This window comes from Candidatus Omnitrophota bacterium (assembly GCA_016929445.1).
GTDB lineage: Bacteria > Omnitrophota > Gorgyraeia > JAFGIU01 > JAFGIU01 > JAFGIU01.
In genome coordinates, this window is sequence record JAFGIU010000011.1 from 21387 (window position 1) to 42263 (window position 20877).

The window sequence follows — 20877 nt, forward strand, 5'->3', positions numbered from 1 at the left end:
TCAAAGATATGCAGTAACCACGCGGCTTGGTGCGTGATTTTCGATTCCCGCCGCCTCCACCATTCATTAAATCCAGCATCATCCAAGGCAGTTCAAAGAAGTGCTTAAACCCCTGAGAAATCAGGGGTTTTTGCTTTCTACCTATCCAGCGCCTTCCCAAGAAATCCATTGACAGCCAACAATGGTGAGGGTAACTTTTCAACCTGAAGGTAACAGCTCAAAATGCCGCTCACCGACACTGCCATCAGAAACTCCAAATCCAACGGGAAACTCCAGAAACTTACAGACGGGGGTGGCCTCTATCTTCAGGTCAACCCTAACGGGTCCAGGTGGTGGCGGTTCAGGTACCGCTACCAGGGCAAGGAGCAACTACTTTCCTTGGGTATCTATGCGGATGTGTCCCTCAAATTGGCCAGGGAAAAGCGGGATCATGCCCGCCGGCAGCTGGCCGAGGGTGTCAACCCTAGCGCTGCACGAAAGAATCAGCGGGCAGAAGCTCAGAAAGAGGCTACCAGCAGCTTTGAGGCTGTGGCCCGCGAGTGGTTCGGCAAGCACGCGCCCAACTGGGCGCCCACACATGCCAGCCGGATTATTATGAGGCTACAAAACGACGTGTTTCCAATTCTGGGCAAAGTGCCAATAGGCGAGATCATTGCCCCACAATTTCTGGAAGTTCTCCGAAGGATAGAAGCAAGAGGAAAGATCGAAACCGCGCATAGGGTTCGCCAATCCTGCGGGCAGGTTTTTCGGTATGCCATCGCCACGGGCCGTGCAGCGAGGGATGTTTCCGCTGACCTTAAAGGCGCCTTGCCGCCGGTTAAGGAACGCCATCACCCTTCCATCACCGACCCTAAAGAAATCGGTGCCCTTTTGCGTGCTATTGACGGTTATACAGGCTGGGTAGTCGCTAAGGCTGCTTTGAAGCTTGCCCCCTTGGTTTTCGTGAGGCCGGGGGCATTAAGGCGCGTTGAGTGGTCTGAAATCGACTTCAAGGCCCAGGAATGGCGCATCCCCGCTGAAAAGATGAAATTGCGCCGCCTCCATATCGTGCCGCTTTCCCGGCAGTCCCTGAAGATTCTGAGAGAACTTCAGCCGCATACGGGACAGGAGAAATACCTCTTCCCCGGCATCCGCATGAATGGACGCCCCATGAGCGTGAATACGGTCAATGCCGTCCTGAGGCAGATGGGCTATGAACAGGATGAAATGACAGGCCACGGCTTCCGAAGCATGGCAGCCACCCGCCTGAACGAAAAGGGCTACAACCGCGACTGGATCGAGCGCCAGATGGCCCATGCGGAGAAGAACAGCGTCCGGGCTGCCTATAATTTTGCGGAATATTTGAAGGAACGCCGGATAATGATGCAGGAATGGGCGGATCATCTGGATGGGCTTAAAGGGGAATCCATCAAAGCAGTGCCATCCGACACCCTTGAACTACCGAGCAGAGCGTATTGATTCTAATTCTCCGTGACCGGTAAGCCCCTTGACTTAATATCCCTAATACGATACACTTGTTGATAAGTGTAAAGGAATAGGGGATAGCTCTATGAACTCCAGAACTGAGAGCCTTTCAGACTTTTTCAGGAAGAAGAATGGGATCGTCAGCTATGCGGAAGTTCTTGAAGCCGGTTTCAACAAAACCAATCTGAAAGACCTGCTGGACTCCGGTGTTGTACAAAAGGTGGACCGTGCCCTTTATAGGCTGGCCGAGGGCAAGGCTCTTTCCAATCCGGATCTGGTGACGGTCACGATCAAATGCCCTAAGGCGGTCGTCTGCCTCATCTCCGCGCTTTCCTTCCATGAAGCAACGGATGAAATACCCCATGCCGTGGATCTTGCAATCAGACGCGGCGACTATGCCAACAAGATCGGCTACCCGCCTGTCAGGTACTATTTCTTTTCTGCAAAAACCTGGGAAGCGGGGATTGAGGAGCACATCCTGGAGGGCCGCAAGGTAAGAATTTACAGCCTGGCCAAGACCCTTGCCGACTGTTTTAAATTTCGCAACAAGATTGGGGCGGATGTCGCAAGGCAAGCTCTGAAAATCGGGCTGAAAGAAAAACGGGTGTCTCCCAACGAAATCATGCGCTACGCGAAAATCTGCCGGGTCGGGAACGTGATCAAACCTGTGCTGGAATCCCTCCTGTGAAAAACGAAGTCAAGAATGTCGGAGCCTCCGTGCTGGCCAAGCTTCAGAATAAAGCTGAAGGAAGCAAGCAGCCTTTTGCCGAGATTCTTCAATATTACGGCATGGAGCGCTTTCTTTACCGTCTCAGCCAGTCTGAATATGCGGAGCAGTTCATCCTCAAAGGCGCTTTGATGTTTACTGCCTGGGATGTCCCTGAGAGAAGGACGACGCGGGATATTGATTTTCTGGCGCGGCTCGGTAATGAGCTTGCGGTGATCGAGAACGTGGTCAAGGGGATTTGTCAAGTTCAGGTCGTGCCGGACGGAATCACTTTTGACCCAGATACTACCAGGGCAGAGAAGATAAAGGAGGACGCGGATTACGAAGGCATTCGTGTCAAGTTTCGGGGATTTGTCGATCGAGCGCTGATTCCCATGCAGATTGATTTCGGATTCGGAGACATCGTCTACCCGCGACCCCGGGCGATTGATTACCCGGCGATATTGGATTTTCCAAAGCCGCATCTCAAGGGATATACGGCCGAGAGCGTTGTCAGCGAGAAATTTGAATCCATGATTTACCTCGGCTCTGCGAACAGCCGGATGAAAGACTTCTACGACCTTTGGCTTTTGGCAAGGCGCTTTGATTTCAAGGGAGCCGATCTGGCCGGAGCAATCAAAAAGACATTTGATCGCCGGAAAACGCCATTGCCGCAGGGTGCGCCTCTTTTCACAGAAGAGATTTATGACGAACAATCCGACCGGCAGGGGTTGTGGAAGGCATTCTTATCGAAGAGGCAAATCAATCATGCTCCTGAACAGTTGAGTATGGCGGCAAAATCGATAGAAGATTTCTTGGTTAAGCCTCTGGAGGTAATCAGCAAGGATCAAGTCTTTAAGGAAGTCTGGAAAGCCTCAGGGCCTTGGCACCCATAAGTGGAAACCGTCTGATCTCCACAGCTGAAACGAATGAGCTTAAAAGCCAAGAAAGTGAAGAGCGCCAAGACTCAGGTATTGACTTCAAGGTCGGCACTCTAGGGGATTGTGGAGGAATTGAGGTATAACTGGGCGTAAGCTGCTTTAATTTTGACGTGTAGTAGTTCAAACGCGATCTGACAGTTACCGATATTGAGGAAGCGACTGTCAGGTTAGTTTTGGTTTACAAACTTATCCTTCCAGATTTGTTTTCCATCCTCCAGAGTCACTCTGGGAGTTCTGCCGCAGCACATTTTGCCCTGATGGGTGCGGTCATTATTGTAAGAATCAAGCCAGATGTCCAGGTCCGTTTGCAGGGATTTGACCTTGCCCCCAAAAAACTGAACTATTTCAAAGGAGAGGCTTCCGGGGCTAGTATAACTGGATTGACCTTATGTCACGAATTGCGAAAGGCGTTTGGTGATTGGAATGCTGACTAGTGATGTTTTGGATTGAAGCAACCGCGGTCATTTTCGGCTTTATATGTGTCTGGCTCACAATCAGGCAAAACATTTGGTGTTGGCCAACAGGCTTAGTACAAGTCTTCCTCTACATCTTCATCTTTTATCACGTTAAATTATATTCTGACCTAATCCTGCATGTGGTCTATGTGGTTCTTCAAATTTATGGCTGGCATTATTGGCTTCATGGTGGGCATGACCGTGCTGCGGTTCCTGTGGCGCTTCTTTCCAAGATTGCCCGCACAATCTGGTGCCTGACGGTGGTTGCCGGTACTTGCGGTTGGGGCTATGGCATGGCGACTTGGACTGACGCCGCGGTGCCGTATGGCGATGCATTTACAACAGTGGCAAGCCTGGCGGCGCAGTGGCTACTGGCAAGGAAAAAGTTGGAGTCTTGGATCCTTTGGGTTTGTGTGGATGTGGTTGCCATTGGAATTTACCTATATAAAGGCCTGTATCTGACATCAGGCCTATATTGCGCGTTTTTGATACTGGCGGTGCAAGGTTTCTTTGCCTGGAGAAAGGCCTGCCATAACGCGCTGGGGATTGCGTGATCTTATGAAAGTCGGTTTGACATTAGGTAAGTTTGCTCCCTTCCATAAAGGGCATCAACTTTTGGTCGAAAGAGCTCTATCAGAAACAGATCAAGTTCTTGTGATGGTCTATGATGCGCCGAACGTGACAATATGCCCATTGCCGGTACGGGCTGGATGGATACGGCAGCTCTACCCCCAGGTTGAGGTGATCGAAGCTTGGGATGGGCCTTCGGAGATTACCCGTGAGCCTGAAGGCATGAGGCGCCACGAGGAGTATATTTTGTCCAAACTTGGGAGCAGGCAGGTCACACATTTCTATAGCAGCGAATTCTACGGAGATCATGTCAGTAAAGCGCTGGGTGCACAGAATTGCCAGGTCGATCCGGAGCGAAATACGGTACCGGTTTCTGGGACGGCGATCCGTTCTGATCCCTTTACTCATCGTGGATACCTTGACCCGGCCGTCTACCGGGACCTGGTTACTAAGGTCGTGTTTCTGGGTGCTCCGTCAACGGGAAAGACGACTTTGGCACAATCCTTGGCGACGAAGTTCAATACGGTGTGGATGCCTGAGTATGGAAGGCAATATTGGGAGCAGCACCAAGAGGAGCGGCGTTTGACGCCTGAGCAATTAATTGAGATTGCCGAGGGGCACATTAAAAGGGAGGATTCCCTGATGCTGGGAGCCAACCGGTACCTTTTTGTGGATACAGACGCCACGACGACAGCCATGTTTTCACTCTATTACCATGGACAGGTTCATCCGCGCCTGGTTGCCTTGGCGGAAAAAACGCGTGAACGGTACGACCTGTTTGTACTGTGCGAAGATGACATTCCCTACGACAATACGTGGGACCGCAGCGGAGAGATGAACAGGGCGGTATTTCAGGAGCAGATTCGTGCGGATCTTTTCATGCGCCGGATTCCCTATATTCGTGCCACGGGGAGTTTGGATAAGCGAATTGCGCAAGTTGAGAGAATTTTGCACGGATTCGACAAGTTTGTGGGGATAGGGGGATGTGTGTCATGAACACACTAAAGTCGAATTTAGGGTTTCGAGGGGATCAATCAGTCTCGCCTCGAATAATAGATCAATAGCAATTTCCAAACTCTCATTCAGAGCCAAATTTGAAGGCCAGGGCCGCAGCGGCCATTTAGCAGTGTAATTTTCAGGGTAACTCCAAAACGCCGAATCGCGCAGACTCAGTCCTACCGCGCTATCCAGCGCAGTGTTCGATTCCTATAACCTCCACCAATTCAGGCCGCCCAAACGGGCGGCCTTTTTGTTATCCTGTTATTTGCTAGCACTGGGTCCAAACGGGGAGCAGTATACGGGGAGCAGTGTAAAGTCAGCGATATTGAGAAATATAGAGCAAAAGACGGATCTGAGACCGACTATTCGGAAAGTCCGAATAGTGCAACCTGACAGCGATGAAAAGCGATACGAAAGTTGGAAATTAGATGGCGTTACCTCTAAGGCGCAGAATTCGAAACCTTTTTGACCCCGAGTCAAACAAGCCCTACAAGCTCAGTCGCTCCCGCCTTGAGCGATTCTTAAAATGCCCACGCTGCTTTTACCTGGATCGCCGACTTGGAATTGACCAACCCCGGGGCCCTGCATTCACCCTCAACTCTGCTGTGGATCATCTGCTCAAGAAAGAATTCGACCAATACCGTGAGCAGGGGAAGCCACATCCAATCATGCAAAAATATGGCGTGGATGCCATTCCTTACCAGGATCGCAAAATGGATCAATGGCGGGAGAACTTTGTGGGGGCCCAGTACCATCACGAACAGACTAATTTGATTATTACCGGAGCCATTGACGATATCTGGGTAAAGCCGGATGGGGAATTCTTGATTGTGGACTACAAGTCCACCAGCAAAGACGGAGAAGTGACGCTTGAAGATGAGTGGAGAGAGGCCTACAAACGGCAAATGGAAATGTATCAATGGATTTTCCGCGGCTTAGGCTATCAGGTGAACAGTACGGGCTATTTCGTGTATGCGAATGCCGTCAAAGAAGAATCAGCGTTCCAAGACAAGCTGGTATTTAAAACGATCATTTTGCCTTACGATGCCGATGACAGCTGGGTGGAGAAAGCAGTAATTGAAGCCAAGGAATGCCTTATGCAAGATAGCTTGCCGCAATCCTCAGAGGACTGCGATTTCTGCGCCTATCGCAAGCTGGCAGGGGAACACAATGCGTAGTGTTAACACTGCCGCCAAAACTGTCCCTAACCCGGAGAGGCTTTCGGGGCTAGTATAACTGGATAGACCGCATGTTTTTTAAGCTATAGAGGGTGAAAGTTGTGAAAAAGGAAGTCCGTGACCGTTTAATCGAAAAAGGCGTGGAAGAGTTGGCCGATGCTTTGCTGGAAATGGCGGCTTGCGATGACCGCGCGGAGGGGCTTGTGCGCCGGCTGACTGCCAGTTCCGAGGAGAAAGTCAAAAATTTCAAAGCCAAAGTGGCGGGGCTGAAGCGCATGAGGCGTTTTGTGCGCTCCGGAAAAACTTATTCGCGGATGGATCCAGCGATTGTGGAGCATGGCCGATAAGGAGGAGGGAGAGTACCGGAAGCGGCACTGGCTGTTAGCCATTGGAATCCTGGCCCGTCAACTCAAAGACGCGGCTTTGTTTGAACAGGCGCGGTTGGTTTCATGGCCGGAACTGTCTGCGTCGGCTTGCGAGGATATCGGTCGAGTTTATCCGGAATCCGGAGATCCGAAGACCGCGCTTTCCTGGCTTGAGCGCCTTCCAAACCGAGAGTTCTTCCGCGCCAATGAGCGGGATCAATTGCTTTTGGCTCTTTACCGCGAATTGAAGGTTCAGGAAAAGCTTGTTGAAGCCGCATGGCGCGTTTTCACCAGACACCGCTCCGATGAGAATCTGGCCATGTTGTCGGACATTGTGGGCGAAAAACAGCGGGACAAAATCCTTGAAGGAGAAGTCCGGAAGATTTTTGAGGAAAAACGGCTGTCCTATTCGGATGCGAAGAATATCTCCTGTCACGGTCGGATCAACTTAATGGCGACCTGTATACGCACTTGCTTTCTTTGGCCGACGCCATGGAAAAAGTGGGCCGCCATCTCGCAAGGGTCGCGCTGCACCGGGCGCTTTTGGAATCCATCCTCAAACGCGCCCAGTCCAAGTACTATTCGCACGCGGTTCGCTGTTTGAAGAAGCTCGACGCGCTGGAAAATTCCATTCAAGACTGGAAGAGCGTTTTACCCCATAAGGAATATGCAGCCGGAATCCGGAAACAACACGGCAGAAAAACCAGTTTTTGGTCGAGGTATGAGAAATGAAAATGGGAGCAGGATAAACACAAAGGATAATAGATTGAGTCGAGTGACACTTGTTTATGGAGTGGTGTTGATTGTATTGGGATTGGGGGCCTATTTTCTAAGCGGGCAAGCGAGTTTTACGGCTTTAATTCCCGCGTTCTTTGGATTGCCCATTGCGATTATGGGAATATTGGCTGGATCAAAACCCAATCTCCGCAAGCATCTCATCCACGCCAGTTTAGTTTTGGCCGTTCTGGGTTTAGCGGGTTCTGCCAGAGGAGTCTTTCAACTGCCGGCTCTTTTGTCGCAAGCTGAAGTGGACCGGCCCATGGCGGTTGTGACGCAGTCGATCATGGCAGGTGTTTCGCTGGTTTATGTGATCTTAGGGGTTAGGAGCTTTGTTCAGGCCCGTAAATCCCAAGCCCGAAATCCGAGTTAAATCTGGGGTCAGTATACTCGAAATCATCTTCCTGTTAACGGGGAGCAGGATAGCGGCTTACAAAGATCTTTCCAGCAGCCTGGTGCTGGTGAGTGTCGTTTCAATTTTCACTGGCAAAGCATCCTCTGCAAACGGGATCCCTGGGGTTTGTTGAACAAAAAGTCTTAAGTCTGCTGCAAGAAGAGCGGTTTGTTCCTGAGTGACACCAGGAAGCCCCTGTGCTTCCAGAAACGCTCTCAGAGCGTTTCCGATGTTTGCGGGGTCCAGGACATTTGAAGAATTAAACCCTTTTGGCGGGCGATCGTAGAGCAGGGAGGCCAAGGTGATGAGCTGGCTCTGGTACTCCGTTGCTCCTCCGAGGCGCGCGGCAAGCTCATGGGCAAGGGTATGCCGCCAGCCGGACTCCGGATTTAGCTGAACCTCCGGGCTGTTTATTCCAAGACGTTCCAGAACTTGATCATGAGGGGTCTGTTGGCCGGGGGCATCCATGACAAACAGGCTTTGCCCACCGTTGTGGCCGAGCACTCCCAGCCTCTGCAGTTGAGTCGCTGTCGGAGTCTTTGGCTGCACCCAAAATACCGCGCTGTCAGCTGCGTTTATCCTGCCTTGCAGAAGCATGTCAAATCTCTCTAAGAAAGCCGGCGCGTGTTCGCCCAACAGCTGTGTCCAGAAACGGTGCTGGAATGATTTTCCGTTATCATTGCAATCGTTTTTCCAAGCGGGGGTTTCCGCTAAGGGGACAACATGACCCGACGCAATGCCCTCAGCCAGAAGAGTATCCAGGCCACCAGGTGTATTGTGAAAAAGGGCCACTGCTTCCCGCGTTCCTTCCGGAGACTTTCCGGGTAACACGGCGACTTGTGTGAGGTCCTCAGGCCTTGTATAGGCCCGAAAAAAGTTGAGGTTGATCGCTTCATCAAGCTTAGACCATAGCGCCACCATCGCGGGCGTGCCACTGTCGTATAGGTACCAGTGACGCTTTTTAAACTCATCGAGTAAATAATCAACTTGCCGAACAAGCCATTCCTTGGCTTGCGGGAGGGGAACCCCTAACTCTTCGAGCCTGGTTAATGCCGTGTAGGCAAAACTATACTTTCTTTCTTCCTGCATCGCATAGTCCAAATCTTTCTTAAATTGCCTTACCGCATCCCGCATTGCGAGAGCGCGTTGTGAGTTTTTTGCAGAGACCCAATCCCGCAGGGGGGTTGGCGCCATATAGCATAGAGTAGGAGGCTGTGGCGGGGCGGATATAAAGTCTCCCGGGGTATTTGGGTTTGCCGGTGGCGCTAGATACAAGCGTCGAACCGCATTTTCATAGTCCCGGGTGGCAATTACCCATTCAAAATAGTCACCGAAGACATGCGCCAGTCTTCCGCCCCTTTGCATGATCTTAAGCTCCCCGCTGTTGATGGCCGCTCTGCAGTAGATCAATTGCAGTAACATTTCTGATTGCGCAGCTCCAGGGTTCCCCAGGACATCTGTCCAGTATCGGACTATGTGGGCGTGGGCTGGGTCGGCAACAACCGCCGAGTCACTCGGATACTTTGTCTCTAAATATTGCTCAATCTGCGATGGGTTGAAGAATGGTCCCCCGTGTTCCGGAAGCACCGGCGGTCCTTCATAATATCTTCGGGATTGTGCAGAGGAGGGATATCTCCGTCCCTGCAGAAATTTCAATAGCTGCCAATGAGCGCGAAGGACAAGGGGAGTGATTGCAACAAAGAACAGCACAACCAACGGGTGAGTTTGCAGAGCCTCCAACCCGCCGCCGCTCTCGGTGTAAAACCTAAAATAATAGTCCCAATCTGTTACGGCTGTGGGAATGGTCCCGGCCACCCACTCCAAGAGCTGAGTAGTATTGAGGATCAATGTCGGAGCAACAATGGTAAACCACAGGAATCCCAACGCGACAGAGAGCATTGCCAGGGGGATGGACCTTCCGGCTTGAAGGGCTGCGGGACTCAGCGCCGGATAAGGGGCTGGCTTTACAGAGCTTGGGGCAGCGGCCTTTTGTGCAGGGTTTGCCAAGGCTGCCAGTGTGGCCATTAGAGAGCTATCCGGCTCGGCCAAAGCATTGGGCGAGAGCAGCCGAGGCGCCAGCCCGAATGCTGCCGGAGTAATTGGCAACAAATGGCGGAAATGCCGGTCACGGCAGGATCGGGCGCTTTCGGCGAAAGAAGCCCCACTGCCCGGACAGGAGTGCGAATTCCGGGCTGAGGAATGATGATTGGGTTCAACAGCGGCAGACGTCCAATCCACACTGGTAAACAGAAGTACCTGGATGATCAGGAGGGCGATGAAGCGCGTCCAGAGGGGGCGTAAAGCATCCCTTTGGCGGAAACGGGTTTTTGGCGCAATGGTTGGCATGCCTGTAAGATTATCTCCAATAATAGGTTAGATGAAAACGGATAGTGTGCTTAGTGGTTGTGCATGAATAGATCATAGCACATGTACAGATGATTGACAAAGGAAAGTAAAAGGCCGTGTAAACCCCAAATGGGGGGAGCCTGTTTTTTCAAGATTGCTAAATAGGAATAGTTCCTATATACTCATTGCGCGGAATTAGGGGGGGGGCACGCATGGACCAGGAATCTTTCGAAACGAAGTGCAGGGAAAACGGGCTTAAGCTAACACCTCAGCGTTTAGCTATTTTTCAGGAGCTGGCCGGGTCCAGGGATCATCCCTCAACGGACAGGGTTTTTCAAAAAATCCGGAAGAAGTTCCCCCGTATTTCCTTCGACACAGTCAACAGGACGCTTTTGACTTTCTCGGACATGGGGCTTATCCGTGTGGTCGAAGGTTGTGCGGGGGGCCGGTGCTTTGACACCAACACAAGCCCCCACCATCATCTCCGCTGCATCAAATGCCACGCCATCATTGATTTTTACAACAAAACCTACGATGAAATGCAAATTCCCGAAGAGCTTCCTGCCAAGTTTAAGGTTCTGGGTAAGAAGGTTGTGTTGGAAGGTTTGTGCGAAAAATGCGGATGATATCCCATTCGTGAATCCGAGAGGAAAGGGAAAGAAGATGAACCAAATGAATTCGGGAACTCAAGGCAAATGTCCGGTAATGCACGGCGGAGCGACAGAGAGCAGCATGTCAAACATGGACTGGTGGCCCAAGGCCCTCAATCTGGATATTCTGCACCAGCACGATACGAAGACCAATCCCATGGACGCGGATTTTAACTACCGGGAAGAGGTCAAGAAGCTTGACTTCGAAGCGCTCAAAAAGGACCTGCACGCTCTAATGACTAATAACCAGGATTGGTGGCCGGCGGATTGGGGCCACTATGGCGGTCTGATGATCCGCATGTCCTGGCATGCGGCGGGCACCTATCGCATTGCGGACGGCCGCGGCGGCGCCGGTACGGGCAATCAGAGATTTGCGCCCATCAACTCATGGCCGGATAACGTCAACCTGGACAAGGCGCGCCGTTTGCTTTGGCCCATCAAAAGAAAATACGGCAACAAGCTGAGTTGGGCTGATTTGATCGCCTACGCGGGCACCGTCGCTTATGAATCCATGGGCCTGAAAACTTACGGTTTTGCTTTTGGGCGCGAGGATATCTGGCATCCGGAAAAGGACATTTACTGGGGTTCGGAGAAGGAGTGGCTGGCGCCCAGCGGCAGCCAGGGAAGCCGCTACTCCGGAGAGCGCGATCTCGAAAATCCGCTGGCTGCCGTGATGATGGGGTTAATCTACGTCAACCCCGAAGGCGTGGACGGCAAGCCGGACCCGATCAAGACGGCGCATGATGTCCGGGTAACCTTTGAGCGTATGGCCATGAACGACGAAGAGACTGTCGCCCTCACCGCCGGCGGGCATACCGTGGGCAAATGCCACGGCAACGGAGACGCAACACTGCTGGGTCCGGACCCGGAAGGCGCCGGACTTGAAGAGCAGGGTCTGGGTTGGATCAACAAAACCAAGCGCGGCATTGGGCGGGACACGGTGACCAGCGGCATTGAGGGCGCGTGGACGACCCATCCGACCAAGTGGGACAACGGTTATTTTCAGTTGCTTCTCAATTACGACTGGGAACTCAAAAAGAGCCCCGCCGGTGCGTGGCAATGGGAGCCCGTTAACATCAAAGAAGAAGACAGGCCCGTCGATGTCGAGGATCCCTCGATCCGGCATAATCCGATCATGACGGATGCCGACATGGCGATGAAAATGGATCCTGAGTACCGCAAGATCTCCGAGCGCTTCTACAAAGACCCCGAGTACTTCTCCGAGGTTTTTGCACGCGCCTGGTTCAAGCTGACCCACCGCGACATGGGACCAAGATCGCGCTATATCGGTCCAGACGCCCCTCAAGAAGACCTGATCTGGCAAGACCCGGTTCCCGCGGGGAATACGGACTACGATGTTAAAGCGGTGAAGGCCAGGATCGCGAAGAGCGGATTGAGTGTGAGTGAGATGGTTGCCACAGCCTGGGACAGCGCACGCACCTTCCGGGGATCCGATATGCGCGGGGGTGCCAACGGGGCGCGTCTGGCCCTGGCTCCGCAAAAGAACTGGGAAGGCAACGAACCTGCGCGTTTGGCCAAGGTGCTGGGGGTACTCAAACCCATTGCTGCCAAGAGCGGCGCAAGCTTGGCCGATGTGATTGTACTGGCAGGCAACGTGGGCATCGAGCAGGCTGCCAAGGCTGCCGATCTTGACATAACGGTTCCATTTTCTCCGGGCCGTGGAGATGCGGCTGAAAACATGACCGATGCCGCTTCCTTCGAAGCACTGGAGCCTATCCACGATGGCTACCGCAACTGGCTTAAAAAGAACTACGTTGTCAGTGCGGAGGAACTGATGCTTGACCGCACGCAACTGATGGGGCTGACCGCTCGGGAGATGACGGTTCTTGCCGGCGGGATGCGGGTGCTGGGCACGAACCACGGCGGCGCCAAGCACGGGGAGTTCACAGACCGCGTGGGTGCGCTCACCAACGACTTCTTTGTGAATCTGACGGATATGAGTTATGTGTGGAGACCCGCGGGTGACAATCTGTACGAAATCCGTGATCGCAAAACAGATCGAGTTAAATGGACGGCCACAAGGGTTGACCTTGTCTTCGGCTCCAACTCGGTCCTTCGGGCCTATGCCGAAGTCTATGCCCAGGATGACAACAAGCAGAAGTTTGCGCGCGATTTTGTCGCGGCATGGACGAAGGTGATGAACGCTGACCGCTTTGACATAGCCTCATGACCCGTTGATATCCAGAAGACGCAGAAGAAACAACTGAAGGAAATACACAATGCCATGCGACACCCTGAAAGTGATCGAGGACGTAGAGTCCGCCGCAACAGAAAACCAACCTAAACAGGAGAAGAAAATGAGCACAACTTTGGTCATGCGGCGGATGCCGGAATTCGAGATGGAGGCCTATGATGCCGCGAGCGGCCACTACACAAAGGTGTCCAGCGAGCAGCTCAAGGGTAAATGGGCGGTGGTGTGTTTCTACCCGGCGGACTTTACCTTTGTGTGTCCCACGGAAATCGCCGCGATGAACGCCAACCTCGACAAGCTGAATAAGCTGGGCGTGGTCGTGGTGCCCGTTTCGGGCGACACCAAGTTCAGCCATAAGCGTTTTGTTGAGACGGAGCCTTTGCTCAAGGGCCTGAAGCTTACGATGGGTGCGGATACGACCGGTGATATTGCGCGCAAGTTCGGGGTTTGGGTCGAGCAGGAAGGCGTAGCCCTTCGTGGCCGTTTCATCATCAACCCCGACGGCATTGTGGTGGCTGAGGAGACAGTTGCCGACAGCGTCGGCCGCAGTGTTGTCGAACTGATCCGCCAGCTTGAAGCCTGGCAGCACGCCTACAAGACCGGTGAAGTTTGCCCGGCCGGTTGGCGCAAAGGCAAGAAGACCCTTCCCGTGAACACGGACGTGGAGGAAATGACCGGCCACGTCGGCGATTACATCACGTTGGAAGAGATTCTGTCGTAACTGCAGCAAGTCAAAAGAACACCATTCCGGACAATTGGTTTGAGAGTGACGAGGTGTGGCACGCCAGTGTGCCACACCTCGCGCCTTCTTGTTTTGCTCCCTCGTGTATTCCGCGCGTAAGTTGCCTATCTGAAGAATGTAAGTTTCTTGGAGTATTCCCGTCTATTAACTGCTTGGCACCAAAAGTGTTTACGGAATATTTGAAAGCGGGGCTTCAGTTAGTGCTTTAGATAGTGCAAAGGCACAACACAAAATATCCCAAAAATTACACCACGCTCAATCAAACTATAATCCATCGTGGTACCAATGAGATGAGCCAATGAAGATTGATCTGCATTGCCACACAAAGTATTCGGGAAAGTGCTCTGAATGGGCTTTGAAGAAGCTGGGGATGCCCGAAAGCTTCACCGAGCCCAAGCAGCTTTATCGTGCGCTCAAGAAGAAGGGGATGACCCATGTCACGGTGACGGATCACAACAGCATTGACGGAGCGATCCAGATTGCGCATCTGGACGATGTTTTTGTGAGTGAGGAGGTCACGACCTATTTCCCGGAAGATCGCTGCGCGCTGCATACCCTCGTGTTCGATATCTCAGAGTCCCAGCATAGGGAGATTGCGCGGCTTCGAGACAATGTCTACGATCTGGTGCACTACCTCAATCAGGAGCAGATCCCTTATTCATTGGCCCACCCGCTGTTTTCCATTAATGACAGGCTGACACTCGACCACTTCGAGCGTTTGCTGTTGCTCTATCCGAACTTTGAGCTTAACGGCTCCAGAAATGAATCTCTGAACGATGCCCTTCGTGTCATCAATAGATTGCTTAGCGAGGATGATGTGGAGAGGTTGATCGATAAGCATGGAATCAAGCCTGCCTTTGAGTTGGGGCCTCGGGGTCTCAAAAAGAATTTTACAGGAGGCTCAGATGATCATTCCGGGCTCACCCTGGGCTGCCGCTTTACGGAAGTGAAAGGAGCCCATTCACCGGAGGCGTTCTTCGAGGGGTTGGCCCACAACCAAGCCCAGGTCATCGGGGTGGAGGCTACCCCTGAGACTTTTGTGCGCAATCTATACTCCATCGCCTATCAGTTCTACAAAGAAAAAACTTTGGGCAAGGCCAGGGGCCTGGCAAGTGTTCTGAGCTCTCTGGACGGATATTTGCTGGACAAAGCCGGGAAGACTGGTTATGCGTTGATCCCCGCCCTGATCAAGGACAAATTGGCCAAAGGCAAAAAGAATAGTCTGGCAAATCCAGCCGCCGCGACGATGATGGAGATTATCAGCGAAGAGATGGCCGGAATGCGCAAATCCAATTCGAAGTCGCTGGCCAGACTGAAAAAGAAGAGCCGGCTTGATCCCAACCAGGTGTGGTTTCATCTGGTGAATGAGCTGTCCGGCCGGATCCTGTCACGATTCGGCAAAGAGCACATCAAGAGCTTGTTCCAAGGCAACTTTCTGAACCTTTTTCAGTCCCTGGGCTCCGCAGGAGTTGTCTGGATGTCTCTGGCTCCGTTTTGCCTCGGGTACTCTCTTTTTCGAAAAGATGTTGCCTTTAGCGGAAGCGTGGTGAATGGTTTCTGCAAATCGGATAAAGAGCTGCTGCCGGAAATTGAATGCAGTGTGGGCCATTTCACAGACACACTTTTTGAAGTCAATGGAGTTTCGCGGACTCTCCGGAAGCAAGTGGAGTTATCCCGGATCCTGGGCAAGAAATACAAAGTGATTACCTGCCATCACAAAAAGGAACAGAAGGAGCCGGGAGTCAAGATATTTAAGGCTCTTGCGAAGGTTCGCCTGGATTTCTATCCGGATCAGCGGTTGTTCTATCCGCCTGTCCTGGAAATGATGAAGTACTGTTATGAGAAAGGATTCGACCGCATTCATTTGGCCACCCCGGGCCCGGTCGGACTGGCGGGTCTCTTTATTGCGCGGAATCTGGGACTGCCGGTGATGGCAACCCATCATACCGATTTTGCACGGTACATGGCCCAGTTGACCGATGACCATCGCATGGAAAAGGCTGCGTGGAAGTACCTTGGTTGGTTCTACAAGCAAATGGATGTGGTGTTTGTGCCCTCCAAATATTCAAAACAAGATTTGATTCAATTGGGAGTGGATTCCAAAAAGCTGCGGGTCTATCCTCGCGGCGTGGATGTCAACAGGTTTAGACCCGTCTGCGAGAAGTCCGGCTTTGAGGGTCTGGATCCGGATGCGTTTAAGTTGCTCTATGTGGGCCGGGTTTCAAAAGAAAAGAACCTGGAGTTTCTTACCAAAATCTTCAAAGCGCTCAACAGACGGCACAAAAATTTGCAGTTGGTTGCCGTTGGGGAAGGTCCGTATCTGGAAGAGATGAAGAACAGCCTGAAGGGTTTGCCTTGTTTGTTTACCGGAAAGTTGGCCGGATCCGCCCTGGCTGAAATGTACTCATGCTGCGATCTGTTCCTGTTTCCGAGCATGACGGACACCTTTGGCAACGTTGTGCTTGAAGCTCAAGCGTGCGGTCTTCCGGTTGTTGTTACCAATCAGGGCGGACCTCAGGAGAACATGATCAACGAAAAGACCGGCTTGATTGCCAGCGGAAAGAGTGAGGCGAGTTTCTTGTCGGCCATAGAGACCTTGATGTCCGATCCCCGGCGATTGGAAAAGATGAAGAAGATTTGCCGGCTTTACGCGGAAACCCGGTCCATCGAGCCTGCGTTTGAAAGAGCCTATGAAATGTGGAAAATGGTGGGGGACAGTCCCGAGACAGCAATTAAGTTCCCCGGAGACTCCGAGTTTTATCTGGAAAGACTTTTGGAAATTTAGAGTCCGTCCCGCGCAGAGTCAGCTTCCTCCGCAATTCACTCCTGAGTTTGCATTCTTTGCTCGCTGAGCAGACAGTTTCTGTACATAGGCAGGCTGGCATTTATGAAAAAAAGTCTATTTTATCCAAAAGCCATCCCTCGGTTTCCGAACTCAAGGATCCATTTTACGCGATGAAAAGTCTCAGGATATGCCGCAGATATTTCCTGGCCCAGCTTCTTAGAATCCTGCTCGCTGTTGCTTGCATTTCGGGCACGACAACGACGGGCGCCGTTGCACAAATTCCTGTTCAGAGCCTGGCCGTGGCAGCTAAGCACAACCAAGCTCTGCGTCAGGCGGCGGCCCAGGGGCTCTTGGAAGCGGATTCCCTTACGGCGCTTTCCTGCCTTATCGCCTTTGCAAACGGAGAATACTCCCCGGAGGAGGAGGCTTTTGTGCGCCGCTACATCGAATCCCGTCCCGGGCTCCGCCCCGGGCTTGCGCAAAGCATCCATACGCAGGGTTTATTGGAAGCTTCGGGAGTTCCGATGCCTGTTGTGGCCCGGCTGAGAAGCATGTTTTCAGACCCACAAGTCACTTCCCTGCGCAGCCGCCGGGTGGATCCAAACCGGGCAGCCGGGGAGATACGTGTGGCACTCGGTCGCGATGGCCTTGTGCCGGACTCGGAGCGATTGGCCGGAGTTCTTGCAGCCGGGGCCGAGTCTTCATCGCCGGAGGACCGGGCCGCCAATCTTCAAGGCAAATTTTCCCTGATTAATCGAGTTCTTTTGGAACTGTCACAGAAAAACGGTATTGTCTTGAAACACCTGATCTTTACAGAAAACGCACCGCTCCATGCGAGCATCGAGCCCGGCGATCAGAAAAATGCGCCAGGGATCAAACTGGACAGGGACCTGTTGCTCGAGTCAGACCTTGTGCTTGAATTGGAACTGATGGAAGAGCGCCAGCACTTGTTGGAACTGTGGCAATGGCCCCACTACCTGGCCCGGCCCCCTGCCTGGGTCAGTGAGACCCATAAAGCGGAAGTGGCCATGGAATGGTTCCGGGGACTCAGCAGCCGGGAACAAGCGGAATATCTGGTTTCAGTCGTTCGCGTTGATACTAACCTCGATGACAGGCGCTTCTGGAGGCTGTTGGTGCGCGGGCTGGATGGGTCCGCATTTGCCGGCCTTGTTCAGCAGGTTGAAGATTCCCAAATCCGTGAAGATTTGAATCGGGAATACCGCCTGGGGCACATTGAGGAGCTGGATGCAGTGCCGGCGATACTCGCCTTTCTTGCCGGGGAGGAAGTCCTTCTCGAAAGAGGAATCGAAGCGCCGCCTCCTGCCGGGGCGGAGGAGATCTTTGCCGCTTTCCGGCCCTACCTGGTTCTGTTCACGGCCTGCTGTGGAAACGGGATTGATATGAGGGATGTGAGCGAGGCGGATGTATTGCCCGTGGTCCATGCTCTTCGGAACGGGGAACGCATCGAAGAGATTCCGCTTGCCGCACTGAAGCAATTCTCCGCTCCAGGATCCGATGCAGGGCCGGAGAGGGATCTGCCGGAGAATCCCTCCAGCCTTCAACCAGAGCATCTTTCTCCGCAACTTCTCCAGCTCATGGCCTTTTATCACGAGGATTTTGCCGATACCGGACAGGCAACTCAATTCTTCCAGGAATTGTTGCTCCGGCTTCAGAACAGACAGCGGCCGCTGCGATCGGCTCTCGGATACATCCGCGCAAAAAGCCCCGTCTATGACAGCCACCGTCCGGGAGGAGTGGAACTTCTCTTGGGAAACCCCTCTATAGAAGGACAGATGGAGCGTTTTGAAGCCAACCTGATTTCCGGCTTGCGGGTGTGGGGATCCGCGACAAGGCCCACCGAATTATGCCTTCGCCGGTTAGAGGATGCCTTTGCCGGTTATCTTGCAGCAATCCATGAGGCTGGGGGAGGAATTGTGTATGAGGTCCAGGAAGCGCGTTATGCGCAGGTTCCCGCGCAAGAGATTTGGGCTCAATTCCGCCCGGACCTGAACCTGTACAGGAGGGAGCCCATGCCACGGATCGAAGAATTTGCCTGGCAGGGAACGGCCCAAGAAGAGGAAGGCTTGGGGATGGGGACGCAGCGACCAAGAGAGACCAGGCCCAGCAGCAGGCCGTCCCGGCCGGCCCGGAAAGTCAAGGGGCCGGAAGTCTCAGAACCTTGGGCAATGAGTGCCCCGCCCTTGGACACATTGGAGGAGGCAGAGGAGCCTTCCGAGGCCGATCTTGCCGAGGCCGCTGAATTTCTTAGGGAGACTGTTCTCGAAGTGGATGAGGAGCTTCTCGCCTTGTTGGGCTCTGATAAAGGTAAAAGACCGGATCGGGCTTTGGCCGAGGAACTTCGCCAAAAGGCCCAAGAATGGGTTTCCAGTCCCGGCGGACGACTCAAAGCTCCGACCATGGGTTGGTCCGCGGATATGGAAGTGGTTTGGTACGCAATCCTTGTTCTGGATTTGGATGCGGAATCCATTTGCTCCATTATGAGGTGGGATAGGACCTATCTTACGCAGATTCTCAATGCACTGAAATCAGGACTGCAGCTTCCGACCCATACGGATCTGTTCGAGTTTGCCCGAGAGCTCCGATCCGGCGCACTGCACGCCATACAGCCTCCGGCTGATGCCGGGATGGAGGCATCCAAGCATCTGATTCTTGAAATTGCTCTTTAGTCCTGCCGGTTGGCCTTCCCAAAATAATTGAACAGGTGGAAATTAAAAATTCCGGGTGGTAAAAAGGGATAAGAAGGTCAAGTGGACTATGTCCCGGAAACGGCACACCGAAGAAAAGATGCCCCGCATCTCATTTTTCAAACGGGGAGCAGTATAAACGGTTGAGGATTACATGATATTCAATATCAATGGAACTGTAATTTAATGAAGAATTTAACAATTTATCGCTGGAGTGTGGTTGTGGGCGGAGTGTCAATCCTGATGTGTTTGGGAGTGGCATACGCATGGGGTGTATTTTTGATTCCCATTGACCAAGAGATGGGATGGGGCCGGGCCAAAATATCTTTTGCGGTATCGGTGCTCTTGCTGGTTTTTTCTGTCTTTATGGTAATTGGCGGGCTCTTAGAGAAGAAGATCGGGCCACGTAAAACAGCGGGTACCGGGGGAATACTCGTCGGTTTAGGATGGGTACTGGCCTCTTTATCACATACGCCAATCGCACTGTATTTGTCTTACGGAGTTATTGCCGGCATAGGGACAGGATTAAGCTATATGCCTTCAATTGCCAGCGGTATTAAGTGGTTCCCCGAAAAAAAAGGTTTGGTAACCGGTATCATCGTGTTCGGTTTTGGTTTTGGGACCGCGTTTTTGTCACCGCTTATCACAAAGCTGATTAACACATATGGATGGCGGACAACAATGGCGGTCTGCGGAATTGCTTTCGGACTGATCATTACCTCGGCGGCTCAGCTGTTAAAAAGCCCGCCTGTACCGGACAGCGTGAAGGGTGGAGGCGCGATCAATGACGCGGCATTTTCACCGATGGAAATGCTCAAGACCGGTTCTTTCTGGATAATGTTTGTGACCTATTTCATATCCATGGTCGCCGGAATGATGACAATAGGCCATCTGATAGCCTTTATCGCCGACAAAGGCTTTGACGCGATGCAAGGTGCCTTGGCTTTGACTATTTTGTCAATTTTTAATGGTGCCGGCAGGGTTGTCTTCGGCTATGCATCCGATATTTGGGGCGGTAAAAAGATACTTATTTTCTTATGCGCTTCAATTGGTTTGGCGATGTTTGCCTTGTACCCTGCGGGCGTTTTGCCTGTTATTTATGCGCTATCTATGGCAATCGGCCTGTGCTTCGGCGGTTTTTTAGCCGTTTATCCGGCGCTGACAGCGGAATATTTTGGGCAGCGGGATTTCGCAGTTAATTACGGGCTCATTTTTATTGGGTACGGAATCGGGTGTTTCTTTGGGCCGGTGATGGGGGGGTGGGTGCATGATATGACGAAGAGTTATTTAGTGGCTTTCTATTTTGCAGGAGGAATAGCCCTAATCGGGAGCCTGTTAATATGTTTATTCCTTAACAAACCGGGTATTAAGGCATGCAATGCGTGCTGACCCCCCATTTATAAAGCAGGAAGCGGTATGTCCATCTGCTCCTTCCCCGCAGCAATACAGACACAGAAGTTATAAGCATTTTAATAAATTAGCCTTCCACATTCTCCAGGTCGTTGAGAGCGACTTATTGGATAAAATTAATAATTAGTTATAAAAGAGCTTGCAAAAGGTTAATGTCTGTGCTATCTTTGAAGAATTG

14 protein-coding genes and 2 pseudogenes are annotated in these 20877 nt (G+C 52.4%); 14 read left to right on the top strand and 2 right to left on the bottom strand.

Features of this window, described 5'->3' with window-relative positions; translation table 11 throughout:
- Positions 1-222 precede the first annotated feature (222 nt).
- From JW937_01215 to JW937_01225, 3 genes are all read left to right on the top strand, one after another.
- Entirely contained in the window at positions 223-1458 is a 1236-nt protein-coding gene (locus JW937_01215; protein ID MBN1586031.1) for a tyrosine-type recombinase/integrase, read from the top strand.
- Positions 1459-1549: 91 nt separating this feature from the next.
- A complete protein-coding gene (locus tag JW937_01220; GenBank protein ID MBN1586032.1) occupies positions 1550-2152 on the top strand; it encodes a transcriptional regulator in 603 nt (200 codons plus the stop codon).
- Positions 2149-3066 carry a nucleotidyl transferase AbiEii/AbiGii toxin family protein gene (locus JW937_01225; protein ID MBN1586033.1) on the top strand — a complete coding sequence of 306 codons (918 nt, stop codon included), beginning with the start codon at positions 2149-2151 and terminating at the stop codon, positions 3064-3066. Before JW937_01220 ends, JW937_01225 begins: the two co-directional genes overlap by 4 nt.
- A gap of 212 nt (positions 3067-3278) precedes the next feature.
- Here the strand turns inward: JW937_01225 and JW937_01230 are convergent.
- Positions 3279-3422: pseudogene (locus JW937_01230) on the bottom strand (IS481 family transposase).
- A 125-nt stretch (positions 3423-3547) separates the two neighbouring features.
- On the opposite strand from JW937_01230, the gene JW937_01235 reads away from it, so the two are divergent.
- The 5 genes and pseudogenes from JW937_01235 to JW937_01255 all read left to right on the top strand — a co-directional run bounded on the left by JW937_01235 (position 3548) and on the right by JW937_01255 (position 7828).
- On the top strand, positions 3548-4120 hold the full coding sequence (locus JW937_01235; GenBank protein MBN1586034.1) for a nicotinamide mononucleotide transporter: 573 nt from the start codon (positions 3548-3550) through the stop codon (positions 4118-4120).
- Between the two features lie 4 nt (positions 4121-4124).
- Positions 4125-5132, top strand: coding sequence for an AAA family ATPase (locus JW937_01240; protein MBN1586035.1), 1008 nt, complete (start codon positions 4125-4127; stop codon positions 5130-5132).
- A 431-nt stretch (positions 5133-5563) separates the two neighbouring features.
- A complete protein-coding gene (locus JW937_01245) occupies positions 5564-6313 on the top strand; it encodes a PD-(D/E)XK nuclease family protein (GenBank protein MBN1586036.1) in 750 nt (249 codons plus the stop codon).
- A gap of 101 nt (positions 6314-6414) precedes the next feature.
- Positions 6415-7410, top strand: a pseudogene (locus JW937_01250) (hypothetical protein).
- A 43-nt stretch (positions 7411-7453) separates the two neighbouring features.
- On the top strand, positions 7454-7828 hold the full coding sequence (locus JW937_01255) for a hypothetical protein (GenBank protein ID MBN1586037.1): 375 nt from the start codon (positions 7454-7456) through the stop codon (positions 7826-7828).
- A 57-nt stretch (positions 7829-7885) separates the two neighbouring features.
- Here the strand turns inward: JW937_01255 and JW937_01260 are convergent, their stop codons facing one another.
- Complete coding sequence (locus JW937_01260; protein ID MBN1586038.1) at positions 7886-9748, bottom strand: hypothetical protein; 1863 nt, start codon at positions 9746-9748, stop codon at positions 7886-7888.
- 659 nt (positions 9749-10407) lie between these two features.
- On the opposite strand from JW937_01260, the gene JW937_01265 reads away from it, so the two are divergent.
- The 6 genes from JW937_01265 (at position 10408) to JW937_01290 (ending at position 20678) form a co-directional block, all read left to right on the top strand.
- On the top strand, positions 10408-10821 hold the full coding sequence (locus JW937_01265) for a transcriptional repressor (GenBank protein MBN1586039.1): 414 nt from the start codon (positions 10408-10410) through the stop codon (positions 10819-10821).
- Between the two features lie 37 nt (positions 10822-10858).
- On the top strand, positions 10859-13036 hold the full coding sequence (gene katG / locus JW937_01270) for a catalase/peroxidase HPI (protein MBN1586040.1): 2178 nt from the start codon (positions 10859-10861) through the stop codon (positions 13034-13036).
- A gap of 49 nt (positions 13037-13085) precedes the next feature.
- Positions 13086-13778, top strand: coding sequence for a peroxiredoxin (locus tag JW937_01275; protein MBN1586041.1), 693 nt, complete (start codon positions 13086-13088; stop codon positions 13776-13778).
- Between the two features lie 319 nt (positions 13779-14097).
- A complete protein-coding gene (locus JW937_01280; protein ID MBN1586042.1) occupies positions 14098-16584 on the top strand; it encodes a glycosyltransferase in 2487 nt (828 codons plus the stop codon).
- A gap of 299 nt (positions 16585-16883) precedes the next feature.
- Entirely contained in the window at positions 16884-19271 is a 2388-nt protein-coding gene (locus tag JW937_01285; GenBank protein MBN1586043.1) for a hypothetical protein, read from the top strand.
- Between the two features lie 204 nt (positions 19272-19475).
- Positions 19476-20678 (top strand): OFA family MFS transporter, encoded by a 1203-nt coding sequence (locus JW937_01290; protein ID MBN1586044.1) that lies wholly within the window; start codon positions 19476-19478, stop codon positions 20676-20678.
- The last annotated feature ends 199 nt before the right edge of the window (positions 20679-20877 follow it).